The 19,797-nt window shown below is 58.4% G+C and carries 16 protein-coding genes; 8 read left to right on the top strand and 8 right to left on the bottom strand.

The genetic code is table 11. The features are described 5' to 3' along the window. Positions 1 to 9: 9 nt before the first annotated feature. Together QP995_RS03315 and QP995_RS03310 are read left to right on the top strand one after the other, a co-directional pair. Positions 10 to 1,218, top strand: coding sequence for a lycopene cyclase family protein (locus tag QP995_RS03315; RefSeq protein WP_187403986.1), 1,209 nt, complete (start codon positions 10 to 12; stop codon positions 1,216 to 1,218). A 98-nt stretch (positions 1,219 to 1,316) separates the two neighbouring features. Beyond that, positions 1,317 to 2,780 carry an amino acid permease gene (locus QP995_RS03310; RefSeq protein WP_049190722.1) on the top strand — a complete coding sequence of 488 codons (1,464 nt, stop codon included), beginning with the start codon at positions 1,317 to 1,319 and terminating at the stop codon, positions 2,778 to 2,780. A gap of 405 nt (positions 2,781 to 3,185) precedes the next feature. Here QP995_RS03310 and QP995_RS03305 read toward each other — a convergent pair whose 3' ends face one another. The 7 genes from QP995_RS03305 to QP995_RS03275 all read right to left on the bottom strand — a co-directional run bounded on the left by QP995_RS03305 (position 3,186) and on the right by QP995_RS03275 (position 9,636). Beyond that, on the bottom strand, positions 3,186 to 3,650 hold the full coding sequence (locus tag QP995_RS03305) for a metal-sulfur cluster assembly factor (protein ID WP_016422755.1): 465 nt from the start codon (positions 3,648 to 3,650) through the stop codon (positions 3,186 to 3,188). Next, positions 3,643 to 4,158, bottom strand: a complete 516-nt coding sequence (gene sufU, locus QP995_RS03300) for a Fe-S cluster assembly sulfur transfer protein SufU (RefSeq protein ID WP_070567113.1) — start codon at positions 4,156 to 4,158, stop codon at positions 3,643 to 3,645. Before sufU ends, QP995_RS03305 begins: the two co-directional genes overlap by 8 nt. Before the next feature lie 20 nt (positions 4,159 to 4,178). Continuing rightward, a complete protein-coding gene (locus QP995_RS03295) occupies positions 4,179 to 5,432 on the bottom strand; it encodes a cysteine desulfurase (protein WP_284852908.1) in 1,254 nt (417 codons plus the stop codon). Next, positions 5,425 to 6,186 carry a Fe-S cluster assembly ATPase SufC gene (gene sufC / locus QP995_RS03290; protein WP_049190726.1) on the bottom strand — a complete coding sequence of 254 codons (762 nt, stop codon included), beginning with the start codon at positions 6,184 to 6,186 and terminating at the stop codon, positions 5,425 to 5,427. The genes QP995_RS03295 and sufC overlap by 8 nt, the downstream gene beginning before the upstream one ends. A 92-nt stretch (positions 6,187 to 6,278) precedes the next feature. Then, positions 6,279 to 7,469, bottom strand: a complete 1,191-nt coding sequence (gene sufD, locus QP995_RS03285; protein WP_016422751.1) for a Fe-S cluster assembly protein SufD — start codon at positions 7,467 to 7,469, stop codon at positions 6,279 to 6,281. Between the two features lie 5 nt (positions 7,470 to 7,474). After that, positions 7,475 to 8,941, bottom strand: coding sequence for a Fe-S cluster assembly protein SufB (gene sufB, locus QP995_RS03280; protein WP_016422750.1), 1,467 nt, complete (start codon positions 8,939 to 8,941; stop codon positions 7,475 to 7,477). Continuing rightward, the gene (locus tag QP995_RS03275; RefSeq protein WP_048734176.1) at positions 8,938 to 9,636 is read right to left on the bottom strand and encodes a helix-turn-helix transcriptional regulator; all 699 of its coding nucleotides are present in this window, start codon (positions 9,634 to 9,636) and stop codon (positions 8,938 to 8,940) included. Before QP995_RS03275 ends, sufB begins: the two co-directional genes overlap by 4 nt. A gap of 185 nt (positions 9,637 to 9,821) precedes the next feature. Between QP995_RS03275 and mptB the strand changes: the two genes are divergently transcribed. From mptB to QP995_RS03255, 4 genes are all read left to right on the top strand, one after another. Then, on the top strand, positions 9,822 to 11,561 hold the full coding sequence (mptB, locus tag QP995_RS03270; RefSeq protein WP_048734179.1) for a polyprenol phosphomannose-dependent alpha 1,6 mannosyltransferase MptB: 1,740 nt from the start codon (positions 9,822 to 9,824) through the stop codon (positions 11,559 to 11,561). A gap of 25 nt (positions 11,562 to 11,586) precedes the next feature. Beyond that, positions 11,587 to 12,555: an ABC transporter ATP-binding protein gene (locus tag QP995_RS03265; protein ID WP_070438414.1), complete on the top strand. Its 969-nt coding sequence runs from the start codon at positions 11,587 to 11,589 to the stop codon at positions 12,553 to 12,555. Further along, positions 12,555 to 13,358: an ABC transporter permease gene (locus tag QP995_RS03260; RefSeq protein WP_070438410.1), complete on the top strand. Its 804-nt coding sequence runs from the start codon at positions 12,555 to 12,557 to the stop codon at positions 13,356 to 13,358. Before QP995_RS03265 ends, QP995_RS03260 begins: the two co-directional genes overlap by 1 nt. A gap of 93 nt (positions 13,359 to 13,451) precedes the next feature. Further along, a complete protein-coding gene (locus tag QP995_RS03255; protein ID WP_284852907.1) occupies positions 13,452 to 14,465 on the top strand; it encodes a COX15/CtaA family protein in 1,014 nt (337 codons plus the stop codon). Positions 14,466 to 14,847: 382 nt separating this feature from the next. Here the strand turns inward: QP995_RS03255 and QP995_RS03250 are convergent, their stop codons facing one another. Further along, complete coding sequence (locus tag QP995_RS03250; protein WP_284852935.1) at positions 14,848 to 15,762, bottom strand: heme o synthase; 915 nt, start codon at positions 15,760 to 15,762, stop codon at positions 14,848 to 14,850. A 289-nt stretch (positions 15,763 to 16,051) separates the two neighbouring features. Here QP995_RS03250 and tkt point away from each other — a divergent pair, with 289 nt between their 5' ends. Both tkt and tal read left to right on the top strand, forming a co-directional pair. Further along, positions 16,052 to 18,151, top strand: coding sequence for a transketolase (tkt, locus tag QP995_RS03245; RefSeq protein WP_284852906.1), 2,100 nt, complete (start codon positions 16,052 to 16,054; stop codon positions 18,149 to 18,151). A gap of 170 nt (positions 18,152 to 18,321) precedes the next feature. After that, positions 18,322 to 19,437, top strand: a complete 1,116-nt coding sequence (gene tal, locus QP995_RS03240; RefSeq protein WP_070866375.1) for a transaldolase — start codon at positions 18,322 to 18,324, stop codon at positions 19,435 to 19,437. The last annotated feature ends 360 nt before the right edge of the window (positions 19,438 to 19,797 follow it).

Here is a 19,797-nt window from a genome sequence, read left to right as displayed (position 1 = left end):
CTACCAGTTATGACTTCATTTCCCGTGACCGCCTCCGTCGTCGGCCTCGGGCCCGCCGGAAGAATCGCCGCCCACCGTGCATCCGCTCGCGGCTGGGATGTCACCGCTTATGACCCAGCCGGTGGCACACTGCCCTCGACGATTGGTCTCTGGTGCGACCAACTCCCCGACTGGTTGCCCAGCGACTTCCTCGCCGCCACCTTTCAACCCAGCGTCATTCTTGCCGACGGCACCGAACGTCAGCTCGCCCGCAACTACGGCGTTGTTAACAAGGACTGCCTGCAAGAACTTGGCGGTTTCCACATCGAACGCCGCGCACTCACCGATTCCGAAACCACGGGTACTGACATCACAATTGTCACCACCGGGCGCACGCACGCCGCAGTCGGGCGAGGTGGGCAGGTACGGCAGCTCGCCATCGGGCACATCTTTTCGCTTGACGACGTCCCCAGCGCCCACCGCCGCGCAGTCCTCATGGACTTCACTCCGGCCGAACCGGTTGCCCCAGCGACAGAGCCGGCTAGTTTCTCCTATCGCATTTTCTTGGATGACAGGACCTTCCTCATTGAAGAGACTATCCTCGCTACTCCGACTCCTATGGTTGACGGGTATCGTGGCGAAGCCGGTGCGCCAGTCGGCAGCGGCGGTGAGGCCGATGACTCCGTACTTCTAGCGCTGTTGCGTAGACGCCAAAGTGTACGGTTGAAGTCCCTGGGGCTTTCGGAAGATCTGGCCATCGACGAAGAAGTGGTGTCCTTTCCCCTACTGGCAAACCTTCCCTCTCGCCGCGGTGACTTCTGGCACAGTGGACCATCCATGGGCACCCTCTTCGGCTTTGCTGGTGGTTGGATGCATCCTGCCACTGGTTACTCGGTGGGTTCGGTTATCGAATATGTCGACCGCTTCTTGGCCGATATGGAAAAGAAGGGAAGCCGGACGCTGGGGACGTCGTTAAGCATGCGATTGCAGCGATGGCTACGCGAACGTGGGCTCGCGGCGTTGCTGGGGTTCGATGCACGACAGACGGGTGCGTTTTTTCGGGCGTTCTTTTCGTTGCCGGAAAAGGACGTGTTTGCCTATTTGATAGGGACATCCCCACTGACGACGCTTCGCGCTATGGCGAAAGTGGCCGTGCCTTTGCTGAAAATGAGTCCGCGTACGTGCGGAAAGCTCATCGCAGGGTTTGTGTGGGGACCTGGGAGATGGAGATCTCGTTGACCGGGAGCATATACATCAGCCGATTTGTGGGGTGATACCAACAATTAAAGCGGTGTGGTTTTTGCATTCACCGGAGTACAAACGCTTATGATAAATGAATGACTTCGACGCAATCTGAGGAGACTTCCTCACAAAACCATAAGCTTCAGCGCAGGCTGAGAGCTCGCCACCTGAACATGATTGCCATTGGTGGTGCCATTGGTACGGGCCTGTTTGTTGCCTCCGGTGCGACCATTTCGCAGGCCGGTCCAGGCGGTGCGCTTATCGCTTACGCTCTTATCGGCATCATGGTGTGGCTGGTTATGCAGTCTCTCGGCGAGATGGCCGCTTACCTGCCGGTGCCCGGTTCCTTCCAGGAGTACGGTCGCCGATACGTCTCAGAATCCTTCGGCTTTGCCATGGGCTGGAACTACTGGTTTAACTGGGCGATTACTGTGGCCGCAGAGCTCGTCGCTGCTGCGCTGGTGATGCGCTATTGGTTCCCGGATGTGCCTTCAATCATCTGGTCCGCGCTCTTCCTCGCGATTCTATTCGGGCTGAATGCCCTGTCCGCACGTGCATTCGGCGAGGGTGAGTTTTGGTTTGCGACCATCAAGGTCATTACCGTCATCGTCTTCCTCGTTCTTGGTGTCGGCATGATTTTCGGCATCTTGGGTGGGTCCTCTCCCGGCTTCGAAAACTGGACCACGGGCGACGCCCCATTCGTCAATGGCGGAATGGGACTGTTGGCTGTCTTCGTCGTAGCCGGATACTCCTTCCAGGGCACCGAGATGGTTGGTGTAGCAGCAGGTGAGGCTGAAGATCCTGAGCGTACGATTCCCCGCGCGATTCGCACTATCTTCTGGCGTATCCTGCTGTTCTACATCGGTGCCATCGCGGTTATTGGTTTCCTTATTGCGTACACGGACCCGAATCTTCTGAACGCCGCCGAGGACAACATTTCCATTTCACCGTTCACCCTGGTCTTTGAACGCGCAGGTATCGCGATTGCCGCTGGCCTGATGAACGCCGTTATTCTGACTTCGGTGTTGTCCGCGGGTAACTCCGGTATGTATGTGTCCACTCGTATGCTGTTTTCCCTGGCCCGTCAGGGACACGCTCCGCGTTACTTTGGCAAGCTTTCTGGGCATGGCGTTCCGCTGCGCGCTCTGATTGCCACCGCTGTCATCGGTATGGCTGGCTTCATTACCTCATTGGTAGGCGATGGTGTGGCGTACACCTTCTTGCTGACGCTGTCTGCGCTCGCGGGCTTTATCACCTGGTTTGGTATCTCTTTCAGCCACTACCGCTTCCGCAAGTGTCTGAAGGCCCAGAATATCCCGTTGGATTCGCTTCCCTACAAGGCGAACTTTTTCCCCGCCGGTGCTGTGCTGGCACTGATTATGTGCTTCTTTGTGGTGGCCGGACAGGCACTTGATCCGATTCGCACTGGCGAGAATATCTTCGCTATCCTCACTCCGTACCTGGGTATCCCGGTCTTCGTCCTGCTGTGGTTTATCCATAAGAAGGTCACGGGCTCCAAGCTCGTTGACCCGGCCACCGCAGACATGACTCGCGAATAGCTGCGAAGAGCTGTAAATAGATGCGAGTAGCTATGCATCTCGCATCTAACTCTCACAACTTGGATTAGCAGTCGAAGACAATAGCGACCCCGCTTGGCACTTTTCAGTGCCAGGTGGGGTCGTTTTTAACTCCGAGTCGGACAGCTTGAAAAAATTGCGGGGATGCTCGTGTGAATACGGGCTGCAGATGTGAAACTGTGCAAGTTTATGACGCTTTCAGGCCATTTTTTGAGCCATTTTTGACATAAATGCAGTCAGTAACTCGCATCGCCCTACCGATCCCGGCCATAAACGCAGTCAGCAACTCAAAAAACAAACGAAAAAGTGCCTAGCTGAACGAGCCAGGAGCTCGTCGCCAAGCACTTTTAACGTAGCGGTTCTCTAATCACCGCTGTCACTGATCATCTAGACCGAGAAGCCGAGAGCGCGCATCTGCTCGCGGCCGTCCTCAGTAATCATGTGTGGGCCCCATGCCGGGGACCAGACCCAGTTGAGGCGGAAGTCGCGGATACCCTCGACCTTCATAACCTCGGAGGCAGTCTGGTCGGTGAGCATATCGGTCAGCGGGCAGGCCGGGGACGTGAGTGTCATGAAGATAGCGGCAATGTCGCCTTCTTCAATCCAGATGTCATATACCAGGCCCAGGTCCACGACGTTGACTCCGAGTTCCGGGTCAACAACCTCGTACATTGCCTCTTCAACCTGGATAGCCAGCTTGTTATCGGCTTCGGTCTGCTCCGGTGCCGGCGGGACGGTGATGGACTCGTACGCATCCCCCTCATCAATGGGAGCACCAGTAGTCATGGTGTCCTCGTCGACAGCATCAGGCTGTGCGGGCGAGGTGGCGTCATTAGCGATTGGTTCAGTCATGGCGATGGCCTTCCTCGTCATCGGTAACGGTTACAGTCGCGGTACCAACGCCGTTGCCTTCAGCGGCGTTGGCCAGAGCCTCAGCGGTCGCGGCCTGGAAAGCCTTCCAACCGAGAAGAGCGCACTTCACGCGGGCGGGGTACTTAGAAACACCAGCGAAGGCAATCCCATCGCCGATAAGGTCCTCATCGCCCTCAATCTTGCCTCGGGAGGTGACCATCTTCTCGAACTCGGCAAGCTTGGCCATGGCCTCGTCGACAGTCTTGCCGACAATCTCCTCAGCCATAACTGAGGTAGAGGCTTGCGAGATAGAACAGCCCACGGCGTCATAGGAGACGTCATTGACGACAGTGAGGTCGTCGTTCAGAGTGACGCGAAGTGTGAGTTCATCGCCACACGACGGGTTGACGTGATGCACTTCCGTATTGAAAGGCTCCCGCAAACCCGCATGCTGCGGATGCTTGTAGTGATCCAGGATAACTTCCTGGTACATCTGCTCGAGCTTCATGTCCTTCTCCTTTCTTAAAGTTACGGGGTGACACCGAAGAACTTCTGTGCATGGCGCACTGCGTCGGCAAGCGCCTGAACGTCCTCTTCCGTGTTGTAGATGTAGAAGGATGCCCGGGCGGTCGACTGGGCGTTGAGGATTTGGTGAATTGGCCACGCGCAATGGTGACCGACGCGGATGCACACGCCCTGGTCGTCTAAAACCTGGCCAAGATCGTGCGGGTGAATGCCCTCGACCTTGAAGGAGACTGCAGAGCCACGCTGTTCTGGAGTAGTCGGCCCGATGATGGTCACGCCGTCAATTTCCTGCAGCTTCTCCAGTGCGAGCGCGGTCAGGTGGTGCTCATGAGCAGCCACCTTATCCATACCGATGGAATCCAGGTACTTCACCGCAGCCCCCAGACCGACGACCTGGGAAGTCATCATGGTACCCGCCTCGAAGCGCTGCGGAGGCGCCGCGAAGGTGGTCTTCTCCATGGTGACGACCTCAATCATCGAACCACCAGTGAGGAACGGCGGCAGTGCCTCGAGCAGTTCCCGGCGACCGTAGAGCGCGCCGACCCCGTTGGGGCCGAGCATCTTGTGGCCGGAGAACGCCAGGAAGTCCACATCGAGATCTTTGACGTCGACAGGCATATGCGGCACCGACTGGCAGGCATCGAGGACTACCAGCGCACCGACCTCGCGTGCACGGCGCACCATCTCCTTCACATCGGTGACTGCACCGGTGACGTTTGACTGGTGGGTAAAGGCCACTGCCTTGGTCTTCTCGCTGAGCTCCAGCGAGTCCACGTCAATGCGGCCGTCCTCAGTCACGCCATACCAACGAAGTGTCGCACCGGTGCGGCGAGCCAGCTCCTGCCACGGCACCAAGTTCGCGTGATGCTCCAGCTCGGTGACGACAATCTCGTCACCTTCGCCGACCTGGTACTGACCTGCGCGGTCGTCGCCAAGCACGAATGCCACTGTGTTCAACGCTTCGGTGGCGTTCTTGGTGAAGACTAGCTCGTCATAGTCGGCGCCGATGAAGCCAGCGATGGCTTCGCGGGCATCTTCGTAGGCGTCCGTGGCCTCCTCAGCGATCTCGTAAGCGCCGCGGTGCACCGGTGCATTGTGGTGGGTTAGGAACTCCACCTCAGCATCGATGACTTGCTTGGGGCGCTGCGAGGTCGCTCCGGAGTCCAGGTAGACCAGCCGCTTTCCGTCACGGACAGTGCGCGACAGAATCGGAAAGTCCTCGCGGAGTGATGGGGTGAGTAGTTCGGCGTTAGGCATTGATGTACTTCTCGTAGCCGTGCTCTTCCAGCTCGTCTGCAAGCTCCGGGCCACCGGAGGTGATGAAGCGACCATCGTGGAAGACGTGGACGAAGTCCGGCTTCACGTAGTTCAGGATGCGCTGGTAGTGAGTAATGATCAGAATGCCGCCGTCGTTTTCGTCCTGGTAGCGGTTAATGCCGTCAGAGACAACGCGCAGAGCGTCGACGTCCAGGCCGGAGTCGGTCTCGTCCAGGATGGCGAACTTCGGCTTCAGCAGGTCGAGCTGCAGAATCTCGTGACGCTTCTTCTCGCCACCGGAGAAGCCCTCGTTGACGGAGCGCTCGGAGAACGACGAATCGATCTCCAGGTCAGCCATTGCCTCACGGACCTCCTTGACCCAGTGACGCAGCTTTGGTGCCTCGCCACGGACAGCGGTCGCTGCAGAGCGCAGGAAGTTGGACATGGACACGCCGGTGACCTCGACCGGGTACTGCATTGCCAGGAAGAGGCCAGCGCGAGCACGCTCGTCGACGCTCATCTCCAGCACGTTTTCGCCGTCGAGGAGAATCTCGCCCTCGGTGACTTCGTAACGCGGGTGACCTGCGATGGTGTAGCTCAGGGTGGACTTACCAGAGCCGTTCGGCCCCATCACAGCGTGGGTTTCGCCGGATTTAATCGTCAGGTTGACGCCCTTCAAAATCTCCTTGGGCTCGGCGGACTCGTCGGTCGGCAGCACCTGCGCGTGGAGGTTACGGATTTCCAAAGTGCTCATAGTGAAATCTTTTCCTTTAATCGGTGTAAGTGGCCTGTCCCCCGGCACTTCCGGGGTGACAGGACGGAAAGGGTGAGAAAGAAGATAAGCGGTTAGAAGCCAGCGGTGTTGAGCTCTTCGTCAACGAGCTTTTCAAGCTTCTCGCGAACGGACTCGACCGGAATCAGGTTGATGACCTCGCTGAAGAAGCCGCGAACCACCAGACGGCGAGCGGCCAGCTCCGGAATACCACGCGAGAGCAGGTAGAAGAGCTGTTCCTCGTCGAAGCGGCCGACGGTGGCAGCGTGACCAGCACCGGCAATCTCACCGGTTTCAATCTCCAGGTTCGGAACTGCGTCGGCACGCGCGCCTTCGGTGAGCAGCAGGTTGCGGTTGAGCTCGTAGGTGTCGGTGCCAGTAGCTTCTGCACGAATGAGCACGTCTCCCACCCACGCGGTGCGGGCCTCACGATGAGCGACATTCGGCTCGCCCTGCAGCGCGCCCTTGTACATCACGTTGGAGCGGCAGTTCGGCACAGCGTGGTCGACCAGCATGCGGTTTTCAAAGTACTGACCGGCATCGGCGAAGTACACGCCCAGCAGATCGACGTCGCCGCCGGGTGCCGTGAAAGCAACGCGCGGAACGATACGGACAACCTCGCCGCCAAACGTTGCGACAGTGTGGCGCAGCGTAGCATCCCGGCCGACACGAACGTGGTGCGCCGAACCATGAACGGCATCTTCGTTCCAGTTCACCATGGTCACGACGCCCAGCTTGGCGCCGTCGCCGATTACGAACTCGATGTTGTCCGCGAACGTGCCACTGCCTCGGTAGTTAATGACGCAGACGGCCTCGGCATGGGACTGCACGTCAATGACAATGTGGCCGTAGGACACCTTGTCCTCGCCCGGACCATCGATGTCGATGACGACAGGCTCCTTGGACACCGAGTTCTTCGCGAAGGTCACGATGTGCGCATCGTCGAAGTTGGAGTACGCCTGTGCTGCCACGCGGTCCGTTGGGGCGCCGGCGCGACCAAGGCGCTCGTCGTCACGCTTGACGACGTCCACAGCGACGCCATCCTGACCAGCAGTCTCGACCGAAATTGAGGCTGCAACCGGCTCTGCTGCGGTGCCGTTGTGGAGACCGCGGAGCTTACGCAGCGGCGTGAACTTCCACTCTTCATCCTTGCCATGCGGCACGGCGAAGTCCTCCACGTTGAAGGATGAGAAAACGTCGCCCTTGTTCGCCAGCACGCGACGGCTATGAGCAGCCTGGTTTTCGTTGTTAATCGTCGTAGTCATTGGTATTAACCGACCGAACCTTCCATCTGCAGTTCAATGAGGCGGTTGAGCTCGAGGGCGTATTCCATCGGGAGCTCCTTGGCGATGGGCTCGACAAAGCCGCGCACGACCATGGCCATTGCATCTTCTTCTTCGATGCCGCGACTCATCAGGTAGAAAAGCTGATCGTCAGAGACCTTGGAAACCGTTGCCTCGTGGCCGAGGGTGACGTCGTCCTCGCGGACATCCACGTATGGGTACGTGTCCGAACGTGAAATCGTGTCCACCAGGAGTGCGTCACACTCGACGTTGGAGTGCGAGTGCTTGGCACCCTTGTTGACCTGCACCAGACCGCGGTAGGCAGCGCGGCCACCGTTGCGGGCCACGGACTTGGACACGATGTTGGAGCTCGTGTGCGGAGCCATGTGCACCATCTTGGCGCCGGTGTCCTGGAACTGGCCCTCGCCAGCCATAGCCACGGACAGCACCTCGCCCTTGGCATGCGGACCGGTCATCCACACTGCCGGGTACTTCATGGTGACCTTGGAACCGATGTTGCCGTCAATCCACTCCATGGTTGCGCCCTCTTCGCACTTGGTGCGCTTGGTAACCAGGTTGTAGACGTTGTTCGACCAGTTCTGGATCGTGGTGTAGCGGCAGCGGCCACCCTTCTTCACGATGATCTCCACAACAGCCGAGTGCAGCGAGTCGGACTTGTAAATCGGAGCGGTACAGCCCTCGACGTAGTGCACGTAGGCATCTTCGTCGACAATAATGAGCGTGCGCTCGAACTGTCCCATGTTTTCCGTGTTGATACGGAAGTATGCCTGCAGCGGGATGTCCACGTGGACGCCCTTCGGCACGTAAATGAAGGAGCCGCCGGACCAGACTGCGGTGTTAAGAGCGGAGAACTTGTTGTCACCGGACGGAATGACGGTGCCGAAGTACTCCTTAAACAGCTCCGGGTGCTCCTTGAGAGCGGTGTCGGTGTCCAGGAAGATAACGCCCTGGGCCTCCAGATCCTCGCGAATCTGGTGGTAGACAACCTCAGACTCGTACTGAGCGGCGACACCTGCGACCAGGCGCTGCTTCTCAGCCTCCGGAATGCCGAGCTTGTCGTAGGTGTTCTTAATATCCTCCGGCAGGTCTTCCCAGGTCTGGGCCTGCTTCTCGGTGGAGCGAACGAAGTACTTAATGTTGTCGAAGTCGATGCCCGACAGATCCGCGCCCCAGGTGGGCAGCGGCTTGCGGTCGAAGATTTCCAAAGCCTTCAAGCGACGTTCAAGCATCCACTCCGGCTCGTTCTTCTTAGCCGAAATATCGCGAACGACCGCTTCAGACAGGCCACGCTTCGCGGAAGCGCCAGCGGTATCCGGGTCGTGCCAACCGAACTGGTAGGCACCAATGGACTCGATAATCTCTTCGTCAGTCTGCGGAGTGGCAGCCTTCGTGGATTCAGCCACGTCGGTGGAGTTCTCATGGGCGAGGGTCATTCTCCGCTCCTTTCTTGTGGCGATTCAGTAAGTGTCTTTGTTACGGGAGTGAGTGGGATATTCGTAGTGCAGATACCGTTTCCATCAGCGATAGTCGCCAACGGTTGGGTGTGCTGACCTAATAATTTACTAACGGCTTCATGCTCCGCCGCGCAGAGCTCCGGAAACTCGGAGGCTACGTGGCTAATTGGGCAATGGTGCTGGCAAATTTGCACGCCGCCAGTGTTCTGGTTGATAGTTGCCGCGTACCCGGCCCGTCGGAAAGCATCGACGACGGCCTCTACGACCTCTTCCTTCTCTGCGTCCTGCCCCACTGGGGTGACGCCGAGCAGAATGTCATCAATGCGCTGACGGGCAAACTGGGCAACTGCCTGCTCACCACCGGCCTTGCGCAGTGCGGTCAGAGCTGCACTGGCAAGATCGTCGTAAGCGTGCCCGAATCTAGCGCGGCCCCGATCTGTCAGGCGATAGGACTTTGCTGGCCTGCCTCGGCCCCGGGGGCCGGTGCTGGGTGCCGGAGCGGTTTCGGCAAGACCTTCGTCCACCAGAATGTCAATATGACGGCGGACGCCTGCAGCGGATAGTCCCAGGGTGTCTGCGATAAAAGTCGCGGACGCCGGGTTGTGTTCCAGAAGCAATTGGAGAATGCGCTTGCGCGTATCACCATCATTGACTGTCGGCTTCCGATCTGCCATGACTGGTGAGTCACCTCCTGCGATTGGACTGCTGGATAATAATGGGTGTCTAGGTGGCTCAGCGAGGCAAGTATCCCACTTGCGCCGCTGGTGTATTAGACAACATAATTGTGTCGTAATTGGGCCACAATGTCCAACGCATTTAAATATCAATGCAACGTCGCTGATTAGAACGCCCTTTCGGCGTGTCGAATCGTCTACTATGTGACTTTGTGAAAACTAACCGACCTACCCCGCGCCGCTCGTCCGCCTTCGACGACGCTCTCGGGGTGCGTGACGCCATTCCGAAAATTGGTCTGGCCGGTTCTAGGTCGGCAACCCTCCACCAGGGCTCAGAACAGCCGCTCCAACACCGCATCAATTACCGCGAACTCAGACGCTTCACCTGGCTGCGTTGGCTGGGTGCTCTCGGTGCGATCTTTATTATGGTCGCTGGGATTGGCGCAGGCGCGACACCGGTGGTTGGAAATGAGTTTTGGGGTACACCACTTGGGCTAATCCTCGGTCGAATGTTGGTGGCAACGACAATCGTCACCTTCGTGGGCATTGGCATGTTAGTCACAGCCTGGTTGGGTGTCGGCGCTTTCGTTCTGGCCGGTGCGCGGACTCGCGTCACCGCAGTGACTACTCCGATGCTCATACGCACCTACGCGGCATGGGTATTGCCCTTGATGTTTACCGCTCCCCTGTTTACGCAGGATATCTATTCCTATTTGGCGCAGGCTGCAATTGTGGAGCGGGGTATGGATCCCTACCTCGCAGGACCTGTTGACCTATTGGGAGCCAACGACCCACTTGCCCGATCGGTGCCATTGATTTGGTCGCACTCGCCGAGCCCATACGGTCCCACGGCCCTCGCAGTGGCATGGGGTATCGCCAAGATAACCAGCGACGGGGTCATCGCTTCCGTCTTTCTGCATCGACTTGTCGCCATTGTTTCGCTTCTCGTGGTGTCCTGGGCGCTGGTGCAGCTTGGTCGCCGCTGCGGCGTTAGCTCTCAGTTCACCCTCTGGCTGGGCACGCTCAATCCGTTGGTATTGCTGCACCTGGTGGGCGGTATCCACAATGAGGCCCTGCTGCTGGCTCTCCTGCTCGTTGGTCTCGAACTGTGTCTGCGAGCTATCCACGGCCCTGCGCAATCGATGGTGCCCGATGAGCTGCCAGAACCCGGACCGATCGGACACGAGAACCAAAGCCGAGGTAGATCGTGGGCGCTGTATGCAGGCGGTATCGTGCTCATCAGCCTTGCCGGAATGGTCAAAGTCACCGGTTTCGTGGCGCTCGGCTTTGCCGGCATGTGGCTGGCCCGAAAGTTTGGCAGCACTTGGAAGGCCGTTGCTCTTTCCGCGGTAGTGACGGGCGCAATAACCGTCGTCACGGCAGTCGTTGTTTCCTTAGGAACTGGTCTGGGCTTTGGTTGGATCACCGCGCAGGGTGGCGCCGCAACGGTGCGCAGTTGGATGTCGTTGACTACCCTGCTCGGGATCATCGCTGGTTTCTTCGGCAGGCTTCTGGGGCTCGGCGATATCAGCGACAGTGCTTTGCTGTTTACCCGCGGCATTGGCGTAGTGCTGGTGGCTGCCTGGCTCCTGCGCATGCTGTTAGCGACGTTCCGTGGGCGCATTCACCCGCTCGGCGGCTACGGCCTCGCGATGTTCGCTCTAGTAATCCTCTTCCCCGTCGTGCACCCCTGGTACCTGCTATGGGCCATCGTGCCCCTGTCTGCTTGGGCCAACCGGGTACAATTTCGCATTGCCGTGGTTCTGTACTCGGCAATTTTCAGTTTTGTAGTACTACCACGCGGCCTGGGGTTGCCTCCGGGCACCGTCGCTCAGATTTACCTACTGGCGTTGGTATTCTTCGTCGCAGTCATGTTCGTCATCTTGGCGTACTCGACGCGATCTAAGGTATTTCGCCTTCATTAAAACTGTGAGATTAGACTGACTAACCGTGAATAACGCTGCCAATTCTCCTGCTCTGCGCCTTGAGAACGTAACGAAGAAATTCGATGACGTTGAGGCTGTATCAGACCTTTCGCTTTCCCTGGATCGAGGTAGGGTTCTTGCGCTCCTCGGCCCCAACGGCGCTGGTAAGACCACAACCGTTGAAATGTGTGAGGGCTTCATCAAGCCGGATGAAGGGCGAATTCGCATTCTCGATCTCGACCCGGTCACTCAAACCACAGCACTGCGCAGCCGCATTGGCATCATGCTCCAGGGCGGAGGTGCCTACCCCGGTGTTCGCGTTGGCGAAATGCTGAACCTCGTTGCCAGTTACTCCGCAAACCCGCTGGACACTGATTGGCTCCTTGAAATCGTTGGCCTAGAACGCCATCGTAAGACGAACTACCGCAGGCTCTCTGGCGGTCAGCAGCAGCGACTGTCGCTCGCATGTGCCCTGGTCGGACGTCCGGAGCTTGTGTTCCTCGACGAGCCGACAGCAGGCCTCGATGCTCAGTCCCGTCTAGCCGTCTGGGATCTCATCTCGTCGCTGCGCCGTGATGGGGTCACTGTGGTCCTGACAACGCACCTCATGGACGAGGCCGAATCGCTTGCCGACGACGTTGCGATTATCGACCGGGGCCATTTAGTTGTGGCCGGTACCACCGAGGAGATCACTAGCGCAGGCGCATCGGCTCTCCAGGGAACGTCGTCAAGCACTGCTATGAAGATCAGCGTTCGAGGCAGCCTTGACTTCGAAGAGGTCAACCGCAACTTCAGCGAGTCCGGTCTTCCACAGCGTCTGCAGCGTTCTGGCGGTGGAGAGTTTTCCCTGATTGGTGAGGCTTCACCGCGCGCCTTGACTGTCTTGGCGCAGAGTTGCGAGCAGCAAGAGGTGCTGATCACCTCGATGAATAGGGCGACGCAATCGCTTGAAGATGTCTTCTTGCAGATCACTGGAACGGAGATGAGGAGCTAATGACTACCGCACCGAGGTCTGATGCCTCCCGCTTTGCGAAGGGCATTTTCGCCCCAGCGCCACAGCGTTCGGACATGGCGAAGTTGGTCATGTCGCAGGCGTGGTTGGAGACGAAGCTCTTCTGGCGACATGGTGAGCAAATGCTCCTCACCATCATTATCCCGTTGGCGATGCTCATCGGCCTGGTGATGGTGCCGGTGTTGGAGCTCGATGATCCGCTCGAGCGTATCTTCCCCATGGTGCTGGCGATTTCCGTCATGTCTGCAGGGTTTACCGGGCAGGCAATTGCCGTGGGCTTTGACCGCCGTTACGGAGCCCTGAAGCGCATCGGCGCCTCAGGCGTGCCACCCTGGGGCATTATCGCAGGCAAGATTGTGTCGGTCTGCACCACCGTCACGTTGCAGTACGTACTGTTTAGTCTCGTGGGGCTCGCCCTTGGCGCAGAGCTGTCGATTGGCGGCTGGCTGCTGGCTTATGTGGGGATGCTTCTGGGAACGTTCGTCTTTACCTCATTGGGCTTGCTCATGGGAGGTACGTTGGGAGCCGAGCTAATCCTAGGTCTGGCCAACTTGATCTGGTTCATCCTCATTGGTGCTACTACGTATGTGGCCGTTGCGCCATCGTTAGATGACATCAGCTCTGTACTGCTACACCTCTTGCCGTCCGTCGCGCTTACCGACGTGATCTCCGCGGCATTGGCCATGTCCGTCCATTGGTCAGCTGTCGGGGTGCTACTCGTGTGGGGCGTCCTTGGCGCTGCATTCGCGGCCCGCTGGTTCCGTTTTGATATGCCGAATGACTAGGAATCTGTCGGGGAATCTGCATAGAAAAGCGCAGCCCAACGCAGGGGTTTCGCTTATTACCATTTTCCGCCAGCATGGGTAGAATTTCTTAATGTGAATACTGCAGATCGAAGTTTGCCCCTATCGTTTTTGCCGCTGACACCAATCGGGCGCCAGAAGCTCTATGCCCTGCTGGTTTTGATTGCACAGGCGGCAATTGCGGTAACCGGTTCTATCGTCCGTGTTACTGGTTCAGGTCTCGGTTGTGCTTCGTGGCCTGAATGTCACCCAGGCAGCTTCGTTCCTGTCGCGGGGGAAGCAGAAATGCTCCATCAGATTATTGAGTTTGGCAACCGGCTGCTCACCTTTGTGCTGGTTGCTCTGACACTTCTGCTCTTCCTTTCGGTTATGCGTGTCGGTCGCCGTCAGGAAATCAAGTTGCTGGCCTTCCTCAACGGTCTCGGCGTTATCGTCCAGGCTGTTATCGGCGGTATCTCCGTTTGGGTTGACCTGAAGTGGTACGCCGTAGCGCTGCACTTCCTGCCTTCGATGATTCTGGTCTGGCTCGCTGGCATGCTTTTCGTCAAGATTTCTGAGCCTGACGACGGCACTGCTACCCGCATGTACCCGCGCTATCTGCGCTATCTGGCTGCCGCCTCCGGCTTGGCCCTGACGATGACGCTGATTACCGGAACTATGGTCACCGGTGCCGGACCACACGCTGGAGATGCTTCGGTGCTCCCGGAGGATCGCCTCCAGCTACCGATTGTTGACCTGGCGCATATCCACGCTGGTTTTATGTACCTCTACCTTGGCCTGGTTATCGGCCTCATTTTCGGTCTGCTGGCCTCGGAAGCCTTTGCACCTGTGCGTAAGGTTGCCATCGCACTCGTTGTGTTCATTTTGGCTCAGGGCGTAGTTGGAATGATTCAGTATTGGTCCGGTGTACCGGAGGCATTGGTGCCGATTCACGTTGCCGGATCTGGTATCTGCACCGCTTTGACTGCAGTACTTTTCCAGCACGGTTACCGCACTGTCGGTGGGAGCGCAGAAGTCACTGGCTCGCTTGAAGGCGATGCGGCTGCCGCCACTGTTGCTTCGGAGAAGAACGTCGAGGTTACCGCGTAGCTAGCTGCCGGTCAGCGGCTGTATTAACCACTGTGGTTACCGGCTGTTGATTCCTGCTTGAACCGCCTAAACACGCGCTTTGGTTGTGCGTGTTTAGGCGGTTCTGCTGTCTGCTCGGCTCCGTGTGCTCGGATGTGCGTTTCCCAGTGGCTAGCGGGCTGCGCGGGCGGTGCGGGCTGCGCGGGCGGTGCAAGGGGGCGGTCTGCCCACCTATCGATCCGAGTTACTGACTATGTTTATGACAGAAATCGCGCGAAAAATGGCCTGAAAGTGTCATAAACTCGCACAGTTTCACATTTGCAGCCCGTGCCCATCTCCACACACAAAAAGAGACCCTTCCCGCAACCGGAAAGGGCCTCTTCAAAGGAGCTCAGCAACTGCCCTAGAACATGCTCGAAACTGTCTGCAATCCGAGTACGGCATCGAGAGAAAGCGCCACACAGACGATAGACAAGTAGTTGTTCGACATGAAGAACAGCTTCATCGGCTTGATCTTGCCACCGGTCTTAACGTGGCGGTGCAGGTCAATGGCGCCCCACAGGAACCAGGCACCAGCGCCAACGGCGCCAATCAGATAAATCCAACCCGCGTACGGAACCAACAGCAGAGTGGTAATCACGGTCGCGGCGGTGTAGTAAATAATGCGCTTGGAAACGACGATTGCCGGCTTGACCACTGGCATCATCGGCACGCCAGCGGCCTTGTAGTCCTCCTTGTAGCGCAGGCCCAATGCCCAGGTGTGCGGCGGAGTCCAGAAGAAGATAAGCAGGAACAGGATGAATGCCTGCCACCAGTGAGCGAGCCCCGTAATCTCCGGGTTGTTGTCAGTGATTACGGCCCAGCCGACCATCACCGGCATACAACCCGCAGCGCCACCCCAAATTACGTTCTGATCAGTACGGCGCTTCAGCCACAACGTGTAGACGAAGATGTAGAAGGCAATCGTAATCAGAATGAAAACGGCGGCCAGCAGCGAGTTACACAGCAACCACAGCCATAGGAACGACGCAATCATCAAGACAGTGCCGAAAATCGCTGCCGCTCGACGGCTAACCTGGTTGCGCGCGAGCGGGCGACGGCGAGTACGGCGCATCTTCTGGTCAATGTCGTAATCCATGACCATGTTGAAGGTGTGCGCAGCTGCGGCACCCAACCAACCACCGAACAAGGTGAGAAGAATCAGTCCAACGTGAACATGACCGCGATCAGCCTGAAGCATTGCGGGAATGGCCGCGACGAGCAGGAGCTCGATAATTCTTGGCTTAGTCAGTGCAATATACGCCTTGACTGTTTCCAACAAAGCAATGTCCCTTTCACGCGCCATAAACAAACCCCCCGTTTACAGATAGTCGGATGTAACGGTCGGAAAGTTCCCGACGAGTTTTTCCGCAAAATTAAATGAGGGGCAGGCAATCAGTTTACCGGTAATCATAACGGTTCCAATAATGACCGTCGTAAAGCATGTGCGGCGCGCCCTCTGAGACTTATCTCTCAGCTATTCGGCCCGGTTTGAACCCGGAGCGCGCAATCCTAGTTAGTATGGAAGAGAATTTTACTAATCCATTTGGATACTAGGAGTCATTCACGTGACACTGTCGACTGAGCATGAAGCACGGGTTGTGCGCAACTACCCCTCGGACTGGTCTGACTTGGATACGAAGGCCGTAGATACGGCCCGTGTGCTGGCTGCAGACGCCGTTGAAAAGGCAGGTTCGGGGCACCCCGGCACTGCGATGAGCCTCGCACCGCTGGCTTACTCTCTTTACCAGCGCGTTATGCGCCATGACCCGAAGGATACGAAGTGGATTGGCCGTGACCGTTTCATTCTCTCCTGTGGTCACACCTCTCTGACGCAGTACGTCCAGCTCTACCTCGGCGGTTTTGGCCTGGAGCTCGATGACCTGAAGGCGCTGCGTACGTGGGACGCTCTCACCCCGGGTCACCCGGAGTACGGCCACACTGACGGCGTGGAAATCACCACTGGCCCGCTGGGTCAGGGGCTGGCGTCGGCTGTCGGTTTTGCCATGGCTTCGCGACGGGAACGTGGGCTGTTCGACCCGGAAGCTGCTCCGGGTGAGTCTCCGTTCGATCACTACGTGTACGTCATCGCTTCTGATGGTGACGTTCAGGAGGGTGTCACTGCCGAGGCCGGCTCGCTGGCCGGCACTCAGCAGCTGGGCAACCTGATTGTCTTCTGGGATGACAACGGCATCTCCATCGAGGACGACACCACCATTGCTTTCACCGAGAATGTCGCGGACCGCTACCGTGCTTATGGCTGGCAGGTCATTGAGGTTGACGGCGGCGAGGACGTCGCGGCACTCGAGGCTGCTGTCGAGGAGGCCAAGAAGGATACGGAGCGTCCGACCTTCATTCGCGTTCGTACTGTGATCGCTTACCCGGCTCCGACGAAGATGAACACCGGCGCATCGCACGGTGCTGCTCTTGGTGGCGAGGAGATTGTCGGCATCAAGGAAGCTCTCGGCTTCGATACCGACAAGAGCTTTAACGTCGCTGACGAGGTCATTGAGCACACCCGCAAGCTGGTTGAGCGTGGTGCTGAGGCTCACGCACAGTGGCAGGTCAAGTTCGACGAGTGGGCTGCGGCTAACCCGGAGCGCAAGGCTCTGCTGGACCGTCTGACCGCTGGCGAGCTGCCGGAGGGCTTCGACGCTGAGCTGCCGACTTGGGAGCCGGACGAGAAGGGCGTTGCTACCCGCAAGGCCTCTGAGGCCGCGCTGCAGGCACTGGGCAAGACCCTGCCGGAGCTGTGGGGTGGCTCGGCTGACCTGGCTGGCTCCAACAACACCGTCCTGAAGGGTGAGCCGTCCTTCGGCCCGAAGTCCATCACCACCGGTACCTGGACCACCGACCCGTACGGCCGCAATCTGCACTTCGGTATCCGTGAGCACGCCATGGGCTCGATCCTCAACGGCATTCTGCTCCACGGTGGCACCCGTCCGTACGGCGGCACCTTCCTTATCTTCTCGGACTACATGCGTCCGGCTGTCCGCCTAGCATCGCTGATGGGCATCTCCCCTATTTACGTCTGGACTCACGACTCCATTGGTCTGGGCGAAGACGGTCCGACGCACCAGCCTGTTGAACAGCTGGCTTCGCTGCGCGCTATCCCGGGTGTGTCCACTGTCCGCCCGGCTGACGCTAACGAGACCGCTCAGGCTTGGGCCGCTGTTCTTCAGGGCGAGGCAGGCCCGAAGGCTCTGGCCCTGACCCGCCAGAACGTTCCGGTCTTGGAAGGTACCAAGGAGAAGGCCGCTGAGGGCGTCCGTCGTGGTGCGTACGTGCTTGTCGACGGCGCCAAGGAGACCCCGGACGTCATCCTGATGGCTACCGGTTCGGAAGTTCACCTCGCTGTCGAAGCTGCTGACAAGCTGGCTGAGGAAGGCGTCAGCGCCCGCGTTGTCTCCGTTCCGTGTCTTGACTGGTTCGAGCAGCAGGACGATGCCTACCGCGAGCAGGTTCTGCCGAAGTCCGTCCGCGCTCGTGTCTCGGTTGAGGCCGGTATTGCAATGCCGTGGTACCGCCACCTGGGTGATGCTGGTCGCGCTGTCTCCCTGGAGCACTTCGGTGCATCGGCTCCGTACAAGGAGCTGTTCGAGAAGTTCGGCATCACAGCAGAGGCTGTTGTCGATGCCGCCAAGGGGTCCATCGAGGCTGCTAAGTAAGTGTGTTAAAACCTGGAGCTATCGGCCGTTGTCGGGACGGGATTTGTGAAAACCGTACCGCGCTCCGGTAGCGCCAGTATTGTTTGTGACGCACAGTAGTTTAAGGACATACAACTTTTAGCGAAGTCTTTAGGCAACGAAGCGGTATTGACAGAAAGGCGTTAAACACTATGGGAAACACCACGATGGAAGCGCTCGCCAAGGTAGGGACTTCGGCGTGGCTCGACGATCTTTCGCGCCAGCGCCTCACCTCGGGCGATTTGAAAAATCTTATTGAAGAGCTTCGGGTTGTCGGTGTCACTACTAACCCGGCAATCTTCTCTTCGGCGATGACCGCCGGTGAGGATTACGACTCTCAGCTGGCGCAGCTCACTGCAGAGGGTGCGAACCCGGCAGATGCTGTGTTCGCGATGGCAATCGACGACGTCCGCGATGCCTGTGACCTTTTCGCTGGTGTATCCGAAGAAACCGACGGTGTCGATGGCCGTGTTTCCATCGAGGTCGATCCTCGCTACGCCGACAACTACGAGGCCACGATTGCGCAGGCCCGTAAGCTCTGGGAGCGCGTCGGCAAGCAGAATGCGATGATTAAGATTCCGGCGACCGATGCTTCCCTGCCGGCTGTCACCCAGGCTCTGTCCGAGGGAATCTCGGTAAACGTCACCCTGATTTTCTCGGTGGAGCGCTACCTGCAGGTCATTGATGCGTTCATCGAGGGCATTGAGCGTGCGAAGGACAACGGCGTAGACCTGGCTTCGGTTCACTCTGTTGCGTCGCTGTTTGTTTCCCGCGTTGACACCGAAATCGATGCTCGCCTGGACAAGATCGGCTCCGAGGAGGCCCTGGCTCTGCGCGGCAAGGCTGGTCTGGCCAATGCCCGTGCAGCTTACGCCAAGTTCGAGGAGACTTTCTCGGCGCAGAATATTCGCTGGGCACAGCTGGAAAACGCCGGTGCTAAGCCGCAGCGCCTGCTGTGGGCTTCGACCGGTGTGAAGAACCCGGCTTACCCGGACACCCTCTACGTCACTGAGCTGGCTGCACCGCAGACTGTGAATACCATGCCGGAGAAGACGCTGCGTGCTGCCGCGGGCTTCGAGGGCGAGGTTCGCGACGCCGTCAGCGGCCAGGGGGAAGCAGCCAATGCCGTTATGACTCAGCTCAGCGAGATTGGCATCGACCTCGATGACGTCTTCGCTGTTCTGGAGCGCGAGGGCGTGGAGAAGTTCGTGGACTCCTGGCAGTCCCTGCTCGAGTCGATTGCACAGCGCATGGAGCAGCTGAAGTAGGTCTGCTGATTATCTAGGTGCCTGTCGGTAGTGGCTGCGTTTCTGGCTGGCGCCAGCAGGTCGCTTGGCGATCCGAGTTACTGACTGCGTTTATGTCAAAAATGGCCTGAAAAATAGCCTGAAGGTGTCATAAACTTGCACAGTTTCACATCTGCAGCCCGTAACTTTTGGGGTTGTCAGTTTCGGTTCGCCTGTTGTGCTACTTAACCCGCATTTTCAACGTTGGACATGAAAAAGCTCCCCGCGCAGGGGAGCTTTTTTGATGGAGCTAGGACGCGACGAAGGGTTAAGTGACAAAAAGTGTGTCCGCTCGGTGTGTCGCCGGGTGGGCCCTTTTTATCTCATGGGCCCTTTCCGGAT

Source organism: Corynebacterium sp. MSK032, from assembly GCF_030232065.1.
Lineage (GTDB): Bacteria > Actinomycetota > Actinomycetes > Mycobacteriales > Mycobacteriaceae > Corynebacterium > Corynebacterium jeikeium_D.
Note: the sequence above shows the minus strand (reverse complement) of the source record. Positions and strands in the feature narration are given on the sequence as shown.

What these genes read in the sequence shown, in the direction of transcription:
- QP995_RS03315 (WP_187403986.1), top strand. Translation starts at nt 10, where the DNA reads ATGACTTCATTTCCCGTGACCGCCTCCGTCGTCGGCCTCGGGCCCGCC.
- QP995_RS03310 (WP_049190722.1), top strand. Translation starts at nt 1,317, where the DNA reads ATGACTTCGACGCAATCTGAGGAGACTTCCTCACAAAACCATAAGCTT.
- QP995_RS03305 (WP_016422755.1), bottom strand. Translation starts at nt 3,650, where the DNA reads ATGACTGAACCAATCGCTAATGACGCCACCTCGCCCGCACAGCCTGAT.
- sufU (WP_070567113.1), bottom strand. Translation starts at nt 4,158, where the DNA reads ATGAAGCTCGAGCAGATGTACCAGGAAGTTATCCTGGATCACTACAAG.
- QP995_RS03295 (WP_284852908.1), bottom strand. Translation starts at nt 5,432, where the DNA reads ATGCCTAACGCCGAACTACTCACCCCATCACTCCGCGAGGACTTTCCG.
- sufC (WP_049190726.1), bottom strand. Translation starts at nt 6,186, where the DNA reads ATGAGCACTTTGGAAATCCGTAACCTCCACGCGCAGGTGCTGCCGACC.
- sufD (WP_016422751.1), bottom strand. Translation starts at nt 7,469, where the DNA reads ATGACTACGACGATTAACAACGAAAACCAGGCTGCTCATAGCCGTCGC.
- sufB (WP_016422750.1), bottom strand. Translation starts at nt 8,941, where the DNA reads ATGACCCTCGCCCATGAGAACTCCACCGACGTGGCTGAATCCACGAAG.
- QP995_RS03275 (WP_048734176.1), bottom strand. Translation starts at nt 9,636, where the DNA reads ATGGCAGATCGGAAGCCGACAGTCAATGATGGTGATACGCGCAAGCGC.
- QP995_RS03260 (WP_070438410.1), top strand. Translation starts at nt 12,555, where the DNA reads ATGACTACCGCACCGAGGTCTGATGCCTCCCGCTTTGCGAAGGGCATT.
- tal (WP_070866375.1), top strand. Translation starts at nt 18,322, where the DNA reads ATGGGAAACACCACGATGGAAGCGCTCGCCAAGGTAGGGACTTCGGCG.